The organism is Serratia sp. PAMC26656 (assembly GCF_016469055.2).
GTDB classification, from domain to species: Bacteria; Pseudomonadota; Gammaproteobacteria; order Enterobacterales; family Enterobacteriaceae; genus Serratia; species Serratia plymuthica.
On sequence record NZ_CP150486.1, the window covers coordinates 2,452,137 to 2,465,320 of the forward strand.

Annotated in this window: 13 protein-coding genes; 5 read left to right on the forward strand and 8 right to left on the reverse strand. The window is 55.0% G+C overall.

Annotated elements, in window-relative coordinates; genetic code table 11:
• Positions 1 to 57: 57 nt before the first annotated feature.
• The 4 genes from JEM67_RS12605 to JEM67_RS12620 all read right to left on the reverse strand — a co-directional run bounded on the left by JEM67_RS12605 (position 58) and on the right by JEM67_RS12620 (position 4,401).
• Positions 58 to 1,155 (reverse strand): alkene reductase, encoded by a 1,098-nt coding sequence (locus tag JEM67_RS12605; RefSeq protein WP_199639128.1) that lies wholly within the window; start codon positions 1,153 to 1,155, stop codon positions 58 to 60.
• Positions 1,156 to 1,245: 90 nt separating this feature from the next.
• Complete coding sequence (locus JEM67_RS12610) at positions 1,246 to 1,866, reverse strand: TetR/AcrR family transcriptional regulator (RefSeq protein WP_199639130.1); 621 nt, start codon at positions 1,864 to 1,866, stop codon at positions 1,246 to 1,248.
• Positions 1,867 to 1,969: 103 nt separating this feature from the next.
• Entirely contained in the window at positions 1,970 to 3,607 is a 1,638-nt protein-coding gene (eptA, locus tag JEM67_RS12615; RefSeq protein ID WP_199639132.1) for a phosphoethanolamine transferase EptA, read from the reverse strand.
• Positions 3,608 to 3,759: 152 nt separating this feature from the next.
• Complete coding sequence (locus JEM67_RS12620; protein WP_013812683.1) at positions 3,760 to 4,401, reverse strand: NAD(P)-dependent oxidoreductase; 642 nt, start codon at positions 4,399 to 4,401, stop codon at positions 3,760 to 3,762.
• A gap of 140 nt (positions 4,402 to 4,541) precedes the next feature.
• Between JEM67_RS12620 and JEM67_RS12625 the strand changes: the two genes are divergently transcribed.
• The 3 genes from JEM67_RS12625 (at position 4,542) to JEM67_RS12635 (ending at position 6,728) form a co-directional block, all read left to right on the forward strand.
• Positions 4,542 to 5,471 carry a LysR substrate-binding domain-containing protein gene (locus JEM67_RS12625; RefSeq protein ID WP_199639134.1) on the forward strand — a complete coding sequence of 310 codons (930 nt, stop codon included), beginning with the start codon at positions 4,542 to 4,544 and terminating at the stop codon, positions 5,469 to 5,471.
• A gap of 21 nt (positions 5,472 to 5,492) precedes the next feature.
• On the forward strand, positions 5,493 to 5,732 hold the full coding sequence (locus JEM67_RS12630) for a DUF1289 domain-containing protein (protein WP_013812685.1): 240 nt from the start codon (positions 5,493 to 5,495) through the stop codon (positions 5,730 to 5,732).
• A 99-nt stretch (positions 5,733 to 5,831) separates the two neighbouring features.
• A complete protein-coding gene (locus JEM67_RS12635; protein WP_013812686.1) occupies positions 5,832 to 6,728 on the forward strand; it encodes an aldo/keto reductase in 897 nt (298 codons plus the stop codon).
• A gap of 60 nt (positions 6,729 to 6,788) precedes the next feature.
• Here the strand turns inward: JEM67_RS12635 and JEM67_RS12640 are convergent, their stop codons facing one another.
• A complete protein-coding gene (locus tag JEM67_RS12640; RefSeq protein WP_199639136.1) occupies positions 6,789 to 8,633 on the reverse strand; it encodes a polyurethane esterase in 1,845 nt (614 codons plus the stop codon).
• A gap of 248 nt (positions 8,634 to 8,881) precedes the next feature.
• Here JEM67_RS12640 and sodC point away from each other — a divergent pair, with 248 nt between their 5' ends.
• Positions 8,882 to 9,406: a superoxide dismutase family protein gene (sodC, locus tag JEM67_RS12645; protein WP_199639138.1), complete on the forward strand. Its 525-nt coding sequence runs from the start codon at positions 8,882 to 8,884 to the stop codon at positions 9,404 to 9,406.
• A gap of 6 nt (positions 9,407 to 9,412) precedes the next feature.
• Here sodC and JEM67_RS12650 read toward each other — a convergent pair whose 3' ends face one another.
• From JEM67_RS12650 to JEM67_RS12660, 3 genes are read right to left on the reverse strand one after another with little or no spacing between them, the layout of a single operon-like run.
• Positions 9,413 to 11,446 (reverse strand): FUSC family protein, encoded by a 2,034-nt coding sequence (locus tag JEM67_RS12650; RefSeq protein WP_199639140.1) that lies wholly within the window; start codon positions 11,444 to 11,446, stop codon positions 9,413 to 9,415.
• 9 nt (positions 11,447 to 11,455) lie between these two features.
• Positions 11,456 to 12,313 (reverse strand): efflux RND transporter periplasmic adaptor subunit, encoded by an 858-nt coding sequence (locus JEM67_RS12655; RefSeq protein WP_199639148.1) that lies wholly within the window; start codon positions 12,311 to 12,313, stop codon positions 11,456 to 11,458.
• Between the two features lie 3 nt (positions 12,314 to 12,316).
• Entirely contained in the window at positions 12,317 to 12,553 is a 237-nt protein-coding gene (locus tag JEM67_RS12660; protein WP_143760031.1) for a DUF1656 domain-containing protein, read from the reverse strand.
• A gap of 180 nt (positions 12,554 to 12,733) precedes the next feature.
• On the opposite strand from JEM67_RS12660, the gene slyA reads away from it, so the two are divergent.
• On the forward strand, positions 12,734 to 13,168 hold the full coding sequence (gene slyA, locus JEM67_RS12665; protein WP_013812691.1) for a transcriptional regulator SlyA: 435 nt from the start codon (positions 12,734 to 12,736) through the stop codon (positions 13,166 to 13,168).
• The last annotated feature ends 16 nt before the right edge of the window (positions 13,169 to 13,184 follow it).

The following is a 13,184-nucleotide window of genomic DNA, read 5'->3' on the forward strand; positions in this document are numbered from 1 at the left end:
TCGATAAACAGCAAAAAGCCCGCCGGCATTCGCGCACCGGCGGGCTTTTTATCTTACTTACAGCGTCGGGTAATCGGTATAACCTTCAGCGCCGCCGCCGTAGAAGGTTTCCGCCTGCGGTTCGTTCAGTGGTGCGTTCTGTTTGAAACGCTCGACCAGATCCGGGTTGGCGATATAGCTGCGGCCAAAGGCCACCGCATCGATAAAGCCTTTGTTGATCAGCTCTTCGGCTTTCTCGGCGGTGTAGGCGCCTGCGCCGACGATCACCCCTTTAAAGCGGGCACGCACCGAATCGCGGAAGGCGTTGGAATAAGGTTTGCCGCCAGCCCAGTCCGGTTCGGAAATGTGCAGGAAAGCGATGTTGCGCTTGTTCAACTCTTCGACCAGATACAGCGCCGCTTCTTCCTGATCTTCACCGTTATCCAGGCCATTGAACGGGCCCAACGGCGAAATGCGGATACCGACATGCTCTGAACCCCATTCAGCGATGGTCGCGTCGACCACTTCCAGCGTCAGACGTGTGCGGTTTTCGATGCTGCCGCCGTACTGATCGGTGCGCTGGTTGGAGGCTGGAGACATGAACTGGTGCAGCAGATAACCGTGGGCCGCGTGCAGTTCGATAAAGTCGAAACCGGCCTCACGCGCATTGGCGCTTGCCTGGCGGAAATCGTTAATGATGTCCGGGATCTCTTCGGTTTCCAGCGCACGCGGGGTCGAGGTTGGAACCCGCACCCAGGCACCGGTTTCGTCACGCACGGTGGTACGGGTGTCGGCATTGATCGCAGAAGGGGCTACCGGTGCCTGCTGGCCCGGTTGCAGGCTGTTGTGGGAGATACGGCCCACATGCCACAACTGAACGGCGATATGGCCGTTTTTATCGTGTACGGCCTGGGTGATCTTTTTCCACGCGGCGATCTGCTCTGGGGTATGCAGCCCCGGAGCGCCGGCATAGCCTTTCGCCTGGAAAGAAATCTGGGTGGCTTCGGTGACGATAAGGCCGGCACTGGCGCGCTGGGCATAATATTCGGCCATCAACGGAGTGGGAATATCGCCAGGCTCAATGCTGCGAAGACGCGTCAGCGGGGCCATAAACACACGGTTCGGCAAGGTTGCAGAGCCAACCTTCAGCGGGGAGAACAATTTTTCAATCTTCATAGTGCATCCTATATTAATAGACCGGTCGACTAGTAATGGCTAAATAACTGCCCAACAGGGTAATTTTTCGGTAAAGCTCGGGTGTTGTGTTTACGGCTGCGGCGGGCGCAACAGCAATTCAATACTTTCCAGCGCGCTGGTCAGCGGGGCGACCGAACGGCGGATTTTGGCGCGCAGCGAGGCGCCAAGCCACAGTGAGTACAGCGTTTCTGCGGTGGCCGCCGGGCTCATGGCTATCGACAGCGATCCTTCGCGGATACCGCGCTCGATGGCATCCTGCAGGTGGCCAATTACCCGTGCGGTGCCGATTTCCAACGCGTGGCGCATGGGTTCCGACAGGTCACTCACTTCGGCGGAAAGTTTCACCGCCAAACAGGCGTTATGGCATTCGCTGCGGCAATGGAAGCTGATCGCCTGGGCGTAATAGCTCAGCAACTGGTGGCGAGCGTCGCTATTGTCGTCGCTAAACAGCCGTTGCATTTCAGTATCGTAGTGTTCGAAATAACGCTGCAACATGCCTTCGCCGAAGGCTTCCTTCGAGCGGAAATAGTGATAGAACGAACCTTTCGGCACACCCGCCGTGGTCAGCAGTTCGCTTAGCCCCATACCGGTAAAACCCAGGCGCAGGCTAAGGGACTCGCCGGTAGCGAGCAAATGTTCACGTGTATCTACGGGGCAGTGCGCATGTTTCGCCATAATGAGGATGAGCATAATAGACCGATTGGTCTAGGTCAATAACAATAAAAAAACCGGCGTAAAAACGCCGGCTACGAAGCAGGGGATTTTGCCCGAGCAGGGGGCGGAAGTTAAGCTTTTACGCCCCGCTGCGGCAGTGCTGCAAAATGTCCAATTGCGACTGATACTCGCGGGTTTGCACGTTCAGCATACCGAGCAGGGTATGGAACAGATTATCTTGCGAGATCTCATCCTTTTCGGCCATCTTGTTCAGGCACTGGCGATCAATCTTGAAGTTGCGCTCATAGTCAGCGGACATCCACATCAGGAAAGGAACGTGGGTCTGCTGGCTGGGGGCAAACACATAAGGCGTACCGTGCAGGTACATGCCATTTTCACCCAGGGATTCGCCGTGATCGGAGAGGTAAACCAGCGCGGTATTGAACTTGTCACTGTGCTGTTGCAGCAGCTTGATGGTGTCGTCCAGCATGGCGTCGGTATAAAGCAGTGAGTTGTCATAAGTATTTACCAGCTGCTCATGGGTGCAATCCTGGATCTGATTGCTGTCGCAGGTTGGCGAAAACTTCTGGAACTCCGGCGTGCTGCGGCGGAAATAGGCCGGCCCGTGGCTGCCCATCTGGTGCAACACGATCACGCTATCGTCTTTCAGGCCGCTGATGTAGTCATTCAGCTTATACAGCAGCACGTTATCCATACAGACGTCGCCATCGCAATCCTGCGGCAGTTTCAGCTTGGTCATGTCGACGTGCGGTACGCGATCGCAGGCGCCTTTGCACCCACCGTCATTTTCACGCCAAAGTACGTTGACGCCGGCATGCGCAAGCACGTCGAGCATGCCTTCCTGGTGAGTCGCCAGGGTGGCGTCGTAGTCCTTGCGCGGCATATTGGAGAACATGCAGGGGACAGAGATCGCCGTTTCGGTACCGCAGGAGCTGGCGTTCTTAAAGTACACCACGTTGTCTTGCTTCAGGCGCGGGTTGGTTTCACGTTCGTAGCCACCGAGCGAAAAATTCTCGGCGCGGGCGGTTTCACCTACAACCAGGATCACCAGGGATTTCTTTTGTTGCCCGGCGATCAGCGGCCCTTTACGTGCATCTTCGCCGATTTTCACCAGCGGCAGATTACGGGTGAAATAGCGCTGCTGGGTAAATTTGATGGTGCCGGAAACGAAGTTCGACGGCGTCAGCATTTTCACCACGCTTTTGTTGTTGCGGATCAGCGAGGCGTAATCCTTATAAAACAGCGCGGCGATAATCAGGATCACCACCACGGAAAGCATCACGTTGGCGGCGCGCAGCCCGGCCATATACCACCACGGGCGGGTGATGCGGATCTCGGTAAAACAGACCAACACCGCAGGCAAAATGCCAAGCAGCGCCAGCCACAACCCCATGCGTGGCGTCAACAGAGCGGTCGCCTCTTGCGGGTTGGTTTCGAAGGCGTTTTGCATCATGTTGCCGTCGATCACCACGCCGTAGCTGAACATAAAGTAGTTCGCGGCAGCGCTGCCAAGGAGGAAGAAAATCATCAGTGGTTTGCGCAGGAAAGGCACGGTCAGCAGGCTGAAGATAATGTTCAGTGCGCAGAAAATCACTACCGGCATGGTGGCGGCGAAGATCAGGTTGTGGACGCTATCGAAATTGATATACGACCAGGCCTTATGCAGGAATAACGCGTTCTGGAACAGAGTGAAGAACAAGGCGCTGGCGAGGATAAACCCCAGGCTGTTGCACTGTAAGCGTTGACGTAACCACATTGCCAAATCTGAATCCTGATAGTAAGTAATGCGCTGAAATTTACAGGATGAAACTTAAGAAAACCTTAGAGATTCAGAATGGTGGCGGGTTTGTTTACTTTTGGTTTAGTTTACAGTCGACAGACCGCGAGAATCGCGGTCTGTCGGGGTAATTAATAAGCAGCGGTAAACTGCGCTTTAATAAACTGCGGTTTTTCGATTTCATCGAGAATGGCAACCGACAAGTCTTCCACTGAGATGCTGGCCGGTGCCTGGCCGTTCATCAACAACTGGGTGGTGCCGAGGCGGAACTGACCAGTGCGCTTGCCCGGTTCCAGCAGCGCGGCAGGGGAAAGATAGGTCCAGTCCAACGAAGAGCCGTTACGTAGCTTGTTGCGTAAATCGCGCACCGCCTGTGCGCCCGGACGGATATTTTCCGGGAACTGCGGGGTGTCCACCAGTTCAACGCCCGGGGCCACCTCCAGGCTACCGGCACCGCCGACCACCAGCAGGCGTTTAACGCCGGATTTTTCCACTGCGGTCAGGATCTGTTGTGCGCCGACGGTGGTTTTTTCGTACAGATTCTCTTCTGCCCAACCTGGGTTGTAGGCGCTGATCACCGCATCTTGCCCGGCCAGCTGTTCCGTCAGCCATTCGGTGTCGGCGATGTCGCCCAGCGCTACGGTCAGGTTGACGTCATCCGGCAGATCTTTTTGCTGCCGTGCAATCGCCGTTACTTGCAATCCACGCGCCAGCGCTTCGTCCACCACGCGGCGGCCAACAAAACCGGTTGCTCCAATAATGGCTACTTTCATCTGTTTGCTCCTGTCAGAAATGGGATCGGTATCAGGGGTCAGGTCGGGTTGACCTGAGCGGTGCATATACTCTAGTACTTAACAATAGACCTGATTAGTGCCATATTCATGCTTTCTTGATTAAGTAAAACTTCATAATCGTGGATAAACTGAATCGAATGGCGGTATTCGCCATCGTGGTGGCGGAAGGGTCGCTGGCCGGTGCTGCACGGCGGTTGGGCATGACGCCGTCGGCGGTCAGCCAGCATATGCGTTCGCTGGAAAAAGCGCTCGGCGTGCCGTTGTTGCACCGCTCCACGCGGCGATTGGCACTCACCGAAGCGGGGGCGGCGTTCTATCCTGGCTGCGAGGCGATGTTGTCTCAGGCGCAGCAGGCAGAACAACGGCTGGCGGAATTGCGCGACACCCTGGTGGGTGAACTGCGTATCGCCACCACAGTCGGCATTGGCGGGCGCCCACTGGCGGAGGCGTTGGCGCCGCTGTTGCAGGCGCACCCCAAACTGACGCTGCGCGTACTGGCGGACGATCGGATCGTCGACATGATCGAGCAGCGGATCGATATCGCGCTGCGGGTCAACCGTCAGTTGGTGGATGCCAGCATGATCGCCCACCCGCTGGCCGAGTGGCCGATGGTGCTTTGCGCCGCGCCGCGTTATCTCAGCCAACACGGGGTGCCGGAGACACCGCAGGATTTGGTGGCGCACCGTTGGATCTCCGGCATTCATAGCGGCGCGCATCTGGATTTGCACCATCAGAGCGGGCAGCAGCTTAAATTACGGCTGGCGGAGGGGCAGATCGTCAGCGACAGCATGACCGTCATGCGCGGTTTTACCCGCAGTGGCCTGGGGATCTCGGTGCAGCCGCTGTATGAAATAGAGGATGAATTGCAGCGCGGTGAACTTATCCACCTGCTGCCCGAATGGCGGCCTGTACCGCTGCGGCTGCATGCGCTGACGCTGGAAAGGGCAATGCCGGAGAAAAATCGCCAGGCGCTGCGCTATTTACGCGACTATTTTCGCCACCATACTGAAAAGGCACTTGCCAGCGGCGCTAATGGCGTCTTCAATTAGCAAGAGAACGCAGGAGGACGTGTGCCGCAGCAGCTTGAGTTTTTCGACATCCCCAGCCCGTGTCGCGGTATTTGCCAGGCCGATGAGCGCGGCTTCTGCCGTGGCTGCCTGCGCAGTCGCGAGGAGCGTTTTGGCTGGATGCAAATGAGCGACGCGCAAAAACGCGACGTGCTGCGCCTGTGCCACCAACGCTTCCTGCGCCTGCAACGTGCCAATAAGCAACCTGATGAACCGCAACCGGAACAGCCGTCGCTGTTCTGAACCTTTCCTGATCGGCCGCACGTTAACGCAGCTTTCCGCTTCCCACGCTCTTATCCGCTTGTGTATGCTGGCATTAAACAATGTCATGAGGCTTTAACGATGGTAAACCGTATTCAACTCGCGCCGCAGGGGCCTGAATTTTCCCGCATGATTTGCGGATACTGGCGTTTGATGGAGTGGGGCATGACGCCGCAGCAACTGCTGGCGTTTATCGAACAACATATCGAGCTGGGTGTGACCACCGCTGACCACGCGGACATTTATGGCGGCTATGCCTGCGAGCAGGCGTTCGGTGAGGCAATGCGCCTTAAGCCCTCGCTGCGTCAGTCGATGGAGCTGGTGTCTAAATGCGGCATCGCCACAACGGCCAAGCCTGGCAACCCGATCGGCCATTACAACACGGACCGCGATCATATTGTGCACAGCGCCGAACGTTCGCTGGAGCTTCTGCATACCGACTACCTTGATCTGCTGCTGATTCATCGCCCGGATCCGCTGATGGAGGCCGATGAAGTGGCGGAGGCCTTTGTCGCTCTGCACAAAAGCGGCAAGGTGCGTCATTTTGGCGTTTCCAACTTCACGCCGGCACAGTTTACGTTGCTGCAGTCGCGCCTGCCGTTCTCGCTGGTCACCAATCAGGTTGAAATTTCGCCGATCCATCAGCCGGCCATTTTGGATGGCACCTTGGATCAGTGTCAGCAATTGCGCATCAAGCCGATGGCCTGGTCTTGTCTGGGGGGCGGTCGCTTGTTTAGCGACGCGGAGTTCCAACCGCTGCGTGATGAGTTGCAGGCGGTGGCGCAGGAGATAGGCGCCGACACTATCGAGCAGGTGGTGTACGCCTGGGTAATGCGTCTGCCGTCTGCGCCTCTGCCGATCATCGGTTCCGGCAAGATTGAGCGCGTGCGTTCGGCGCTGAAGGCGCAAGATCTATCGATGAACCGCCAACAGTGGTTCCGCATCCGCAAGGCGGCACTGGGTTACGATGTGCCTTAAGCGTTAGACGAATTAGCCATCAGAAAAAGCCGGGCGCCACAGGTGCCCGGCTTTTGTATTTTACGCCAGCACCACCTGGCTATCGTTGAGATGTTCGAGGTTCACGCCGATCAGCGTCACTTTGTTTTCGCCGAAGGCCAATGTCAGCCCGTCGTCCTGTTGTGAAACATAGTCGTGGAAATTGCCGCTGACGCCCTGGGTGCCGAGGAAAACCAGTTGGTCGCTGGAGCCAAAGTGGTACACCTTGTCCTTGCCAAAATCGCCGCTGAACAGGAAGGTATTGTTGCTGCCGGCGCTCTGCAGGGTATCGTTGCCGTTACCGCCGACAAAGGTCAGGTTACCGCTGCTGTGACCAAACAGCTGGTCATCGCCACTTTTGCCAAACAACCAGTTGTCGCTGGCCCTGGCGTGCAGAATATCGGCGCCGTCACTGCCATTGGATGACGCGGCGTAGGCTTTCAGACTGGAGCTTGATTTCAGCCCGGCATCGGTCACCTGATGGTCTACGTCTTTGGTAAAGATCAACAGCGTGGTTTCTTTACTGCGCAAAGTGCTGATATCGCTCGCCTGGGTAATTCCGCCGTTGGCATCCCGCAGATAAAGCGTATTGCCGTCGTAAGCTACCTCGTTTTTCTTCAATGCCTGTTGCAGGTCCAGCGTGTTATTTCCCTCACCGCCGACAATAATATTAAACCCACCGCCGTCGCGGAAAGTATCGTTACCGGCGCGACCCTCGAGGTAATCGTTACCTGCGTCGCCTTTGATCAAGTCATTGCCCTCGCTGCCAATAATAAAGGTCGGGCCGCTGTGTTTCTCGGCGTTGCGGTTCAAATCCTCCACCCAGGTATTGCCGCGCGTCACCTCGGAGAGGTTGGACACAATCACCGTCGAGTCTTTATTGGTCAGAGAGTAAAATTCTGAATTCAGTACCCGCATTAATCCATCTTGATAAAAGAACGGTAAATGGGATAACCAGGTCGGGATATTCAGAATGGAGAAGGGCAGGATATTCCAGGTGGCAGAGGCGTAATGATCGTTAAAATTAACGATATTATTGGTGGCGGACTCCTGCGGTGCATCATGGACGCCTAAGGATGCCGGCGTTAGCGTGGTGCCATCCAGCGCGCGAAATACCGGATCGTTTTCGTAACCAATATTAATGACTTTGCGGCCTGTTTCATATTGCGTTGGCGAAGCGAACGCCACGTAGTGGGATTGCGAGTAAAACCCCTCCCAGTTACCGTCGCTGAGCGCTGCCATGCTGTTCACCGCAAGCCCGCCCAGGCTGTGGCCGCTGACGGTGACATCATCGCCTGTCAGGCCGTGCGCCTGGGCGAATGTTGCTACATCGCCCAGTAAAGTGCCGAAAGCCTTCAGGCTGTAATTATCGGTATAGCCTTCTGGTCCAAAGCCTGCCAGCAGGTCGTTGACCAGATCGCCGAGGGTGTCGGTGATTAATGACTCTCGCGGGCCGCTGGTACCGCGAAAGGCAATGCCAATCGAGATGAGGTTACCTGTGCTGTCATATTTTCCCAGCACCTCAGCCTGTGCGGTGGTGTAACCCAGGCTCTCACCGTAATAGGTGCCGCGAGCATCCGTTTTGCCCTGGTAGCCTAATTGTTCAGCGCTAATCAGGGACCATCCGGCGTTATTAACCGCTTCTAACGCCGCTTTTTCCGAATCGGGATTCCAGGGAATGCCGGGCAGTCCACCCTGTGATTGCGTGCTGCCAATCAGCGCGGTAACCAGCGTAAACGGCAAACCCAGACCAAAGCCGTAGTGGTGGTAGCCTTCGTCAAAACCATTATCAATGTTGTGATATGAGTAAGTAGAAATCGCCAACGCATCAGAAAACAACGCCTTTGATTTCGCATCATCGAGATCTCGGTAAGTCAATATGCCCATGTCAGTTCCTTTTGAGTTTGCCGCATTGCCACGTTAATGATCGAATGGCATTGGCAGCGAGTGCACGAGTGCAAATGCACAAAATGAGCCGAGAGACTACTGGTCGGATGACCACAAACGGTAAAATGATTATTAGTGCGAATTATTAATAATGCGAATCTTATCGCCAGTTTTGTGCGCATTTTGAGCGGTGGCATCACCTGTTACCCTATACTCAAGGTTCACAGATATTCCATGGAGAGTGATTAATGAAACATTATTGGTATGCGGCCTTCGGCCTGATGGCCTGTGGCGTCGCCCAGGCGGCAACGGTGGATGTTGACATGAATCTGGTGACCGGACAGGGAATTGGCCAGGAGATTGGCAAAGTCACGATCAGTGAAACGCCTTACGGCCTGCTGTTTACCCCTCAGTTAAAAGCGTTGCAGGCCGGAGTGCACGGCTTTCACGTGCATGAGAACGGCAGTTGCGAACCGGGTATGAAAGAGGGCAAAGCGGTAGCGGCGCTGGCGGCGGGTGGGCATTTTGATCCGCAAAAAACCGGCAAGCACCTTGGCCCTTACGCAGACGGCCATTTGGGCGATCTGCCGGCTATTTATGTTACGGCAGACGGCATGGTCACGGATCCGGTATTGGCTCCACGGCTGAAAAAAATCAGCGAAATAACCGGCAAAGCGCTCATGGTCCATGCCGGCGGCGACAACCACTCCGATCATCCGAAACCTTTGGGTGGCGGAGGGGAACGTTTCGCCTGCGGCGTGATTAAGGGATAATCGGGTTTAACGGGCGGCAGATGTGGCCGCAACCTTGTCAGGCGGGTTGATCGCCTGCTGCAACTGTTGCAACGAACAGTAAAGCCGCCAAATCAACCCGGCAAGATCGCGCGCCGCCTGCTCTGGGTGGTGCGCCAGCGCATTGCTCATGCGCAGCAGCTCCTGCAACGTGGCATCCAACGAGCGGTACTGTACGCCTTTCTCGGTCATAATGTCCCGTAGACAGTGAATGCAAACGTCGCGCACCGCCGAGAGCGGATCGGAGCGGGTTTGCCAGTCACGCAGTTGCCAAACGATATGGCTGCAGTTGAGCAGCACCACGCCCCAGCGCAATAACCAACTGCGCGCCTCCTGATCCTGACTTTGATTCAACTGACTGATGCGGTGATAAATCAGAGATTCAAACTGACTCTCGCTCTGCTGCGGTTTTTTACTCAGTTGATCGCTAAAGTCACGCCGCAGGGCGCGGATAATGCGCCGGCCTTTGCGCTTGTCAGAACTGGGCCGCAGGATCTGAAAGGCCAAACCGGCAAATAATACCCCAACAATCTTGCCGATGTTGTCATTGATAAACGACTGATAATCGTAACTGGGTGGGTTGGTGACGGTGAGAAAAGAACCCATGAATACGATCAGTTGCCCCCACAGCGCAGCGTAGGGCGGGTTTTGCAGTTTGATCATCTGCAGGGTGACCAGAATGGGGAACAGAAAAGCGCAGAACACCCAAAAATCATCGATTTGGATCATCAGCCCAAATTTCACCACAAAACAGGCAACCGAAAGCAACAATACCGCTTTCAACAAGGTAGTGATGCTGTTGATCGGCGAAGGGGTTGAAGAATAGAGCACACAGCTGATGGCGGTTAACGTCAGAGCCGAGCTGCCTGCATCCCACTGAGTATTAATCCAATAAGCGCAGCCGATGATAATGCACAAAAAGGTGCGAAGACCGTTATAGGCGGCTTCGTAACTGTCGGTATGGCGCGCCAGAGAGGTCACGCGAGGGGGCTGGATATCGCTGACCGGCGTGGCACCTTCCAATCTTTGCAACCAGCGACTGCAGCGCAGATACAACCAACAGAAATGGCGCAGCCGCAGCCAGAAGGCACGGTGGCGGTAATCTGTCGGATCCTGGGGCGCTATCTGCTGCAGGATACGCGCCAGCCGGTATTTGTCGGTGTCGGGATCGCGCAGCTCAGTCAGCAATTGCTCCAGGACGGTCGCCAGATTGGCAGGGTGATCCGGCCAGTTCAGCAACATGCGGCGCAGGCTGGAGATCACGCTGGTAAGGCGCAACTGCTGGTGCAGCATATAGTTAAGCACGTTATTCTGCCGCCGCAGCCGGTAGTGGCTCCAGAACGCCTGAATGCGCAGCAGATTCATGGTCAGGATCTGACCGATAACGCCCTCGTGCGATGTGCGCATTTGAGCGGTGATTTCCGGCTGCCACAGCATCGCAGCATGTTCCAACAGCCGCAGATGCATGCGCCGTAACGAGGTCAGCAGAGCCTCACCGTCGGAGGTGCTTGGCAGGATCATCATCATCACGCCACCGCACAGAATACCGGTGATGACCTCGCAGACGCGCGCCTGAGCGATATCAAAGATTTGTTGGGTATCGGTGACGTTGACCGTGCCGAAGGCGATGATGGCGGCGGTATAGCCCGCCAGCGCGAAGGCATAGGAGACGTTGTTCTGGTAATGGTTGGAAATGTACGTGCACAGACCGATCCAGGCGGCGATAAACAAGGTAAACAGCCAAGGGTCGTTCAGGCAATGGCCGGCAATGGCCACTGAAGCGGCGGCACCGATCAGGCTGCCGATAATACGCCCGATGCTTTTGCTGATGACGCCGCCGACGGTGGGGAAACTGACCACCGCCGCAGAGGTCAACGCCCAATAAGGCTCGTCGAGATTGAGGACGAACGCCACCCACAATGACAGACACATGGCCAGCGAGTTGCGCAGCGCATAGCGCCACTGACCCCCGGTGGCCTTACCCCAGGGGGTACGGTTCCATTCCAAAAAGGGCAGGTTCACTGGTTAGCCTTACTGATGAATGGCGATGGTGCACGTGGTGCCGGCCACTAAAGGCAGATCGGCGGGCACGTTCAGCAGTTTTATCCGCACCGGCACGCGCTGCGCCAGCCGTACCCAGGGCACATTGGGCTTCACGTCCATTAATAAATCGCTGCTGCTGTCGACGCTTTGATCGTTAATGGCACGACCGATGCTCTCCACTTGGCCCTGCAGAGGAATGTTGCCATTATATAAAACGATGTCCGCTTTGTTGCCTTCGTTTATATGCTTTAGTTTGGTTTCTTCAAAATATCCGAGCACATAAAATGAGTGCGCGTCGACCAGCGCAACCAGAGGGGTACCGGCGCTGGCATAGTTTCCAACCCGGGCTTGCAAATTAGTGATATAGCCATCGACAGGTGCGTAAATTTTAGTTTTGCTTAAATTCCATTTAGCCTGTTTCAGATTAGCTTCAGCGGCTTTATACGCGGCTTTCATTGCTTGTGCGGCTAAATTTGATTCGTCCATATCTTCAACAGAAATAACGTTTTTCGGCAGGCCGCGGCGGCGCGCTGCCTCATGATCGGCTCTGGCCAGATCGGACTGCGCTTTTGCCAGCGCGGCCTCAGCATTGTCCAGTGCAATCTGGTATGGCACCGGGTCGAGAGTAAAAATCAGACTTCCCGCAGGTATGAACTGATTGTCATGTACGGTTATTTTCTCTAATCTCCCAGAAACTTCTGGTGTGATATTGACGAGCTCGGCGCGCACTTTTCCATCACGGGTCCACGGGGATTGCATATAATAATTCCACAGCCACCAACCGGCGCACAGGGCAATGGCGCAAACGATTACCGTAGAAAAATATTTTAACGTTTTATGCGTCATGAGTTACCAACTCGCTAAAATCCATAAGGAACCACTGACGGCGATGACGAAAATAGACAAATCCATCAACAGGGGATGCCAAATTTCGCCGGAATAAATCCAGTCTCGCAACAGGTGGTGTGCCAGTAGCCATAAAACTGACCCGAGCAAAAAAGCTTTAAATAGGGGCGGAAAATAGAGCGAGGCCCCGAGCACCAAATCGGGCAGAGGGGAGGCGACGTGAAGCCATGAACCATTCACATTAACAATCCCTAAGAGTGAATATGTTAAATATTTGCGTAAAGGATAAACAATAACTGACCAAAATGGTGGCTATTTCTTCAACATACATTATATACATTTGTGTTTTTAATGTGAGTTACTCAGAATAGTCTAAGCTTTGGAAGGTTATATTAGCATGCTAATTATAAGGAGGGGGAAGTGGAGTCATCATTAGGTTCAGATTTAGCACGATTAGTTCGTGTTTGGCGCGCGCTTATCGATCATCGGCTCAAGCCGCTGGCGCTCACGCAAACACACTGGGTTACCCTGCACAATATCAATCGCCTACCGCCGGAGCAGTCGCAGATCCAACTGGCCAAGGCGATCGGTATTGAACAACCTTCGCTGGTTCGAACCCTGGACCAGTTGGAAGAGAAAGGGCTTATTACCCGTCACACTTGCGCTAATGATCGGCGTGCAAAGCGTATCAAGTTGACTGAAGCGGCCGATCCCATCATCAGGGAAGTCGACAGCGTCATCAGCTCTACGCGCGGTGAGATTTTGAGCGGCATTACCACTGATGAAGTGCAACAGTTGGTAGGTTTGATTGACAAGCTGGAACAAAACATCACTGAATTACAAAATAAACAATAATAATGTTTTCTTTATT

Bases quoted from the DNA above. Each gene is read 5' to 3' on its own strand.
- JEM67_RS12605 (WP_199639128.1), bottom strand. From the start codon at position 1,155: ATGAAGATTGAAAAATTGTTCTCCCCGCTGAAGGTTGGCTCTGCAACC.
- JEM67_RS12610 (WP_199639130.1), bottom strand. From the start codon at position 1,866: ATGCTCATCCTCATTATGGCGAAACATGCGCACTGCCCCGTAGATACA.
- eptA (WP_199639132.1), bottom strand. From the start codon at position 3,607: ATGTGGTTACGTCAACGCTTACAGTGCAACAGCCTGGGGTTTATCCTC.
- JEM67_RS12620 (WP_013812683.1), bottom strand. From the start codon at position 4,401: ATGAAAGTAGCCATTATTGGAGCAACCGGTTTTGTTGGCCGCCGCGTG.
- JEM67_RS12635 (WP_013812686.1), top strand. From the start codon at position 5,832: ATGGTAAACCGTATTCAACTCGCGCCGCAGGGGCCTGAATTTTCCCGC.
- JEM67_RS12640 (WP_199639136.1), bottom strand. From the start codon at position 8,633: ATGGGCATATTGACTTACCGAGATCTCGATGATGCGAAATCAAAGGCG.
- sodC (WP_199639138.1), top strand. From the start codon at position 8,882: ATGAAACATTATTGGTATGCGGCCTTCGGCCTGATGGCCTGTGGCGTC.
- JEM67_RS12655 (WP_199639148.1), bottom strand. From the start codon at position 12,313: ATGACGCATAAAACGTTAAAATATTTTTCTACGGTAATCGTTTGCGCC.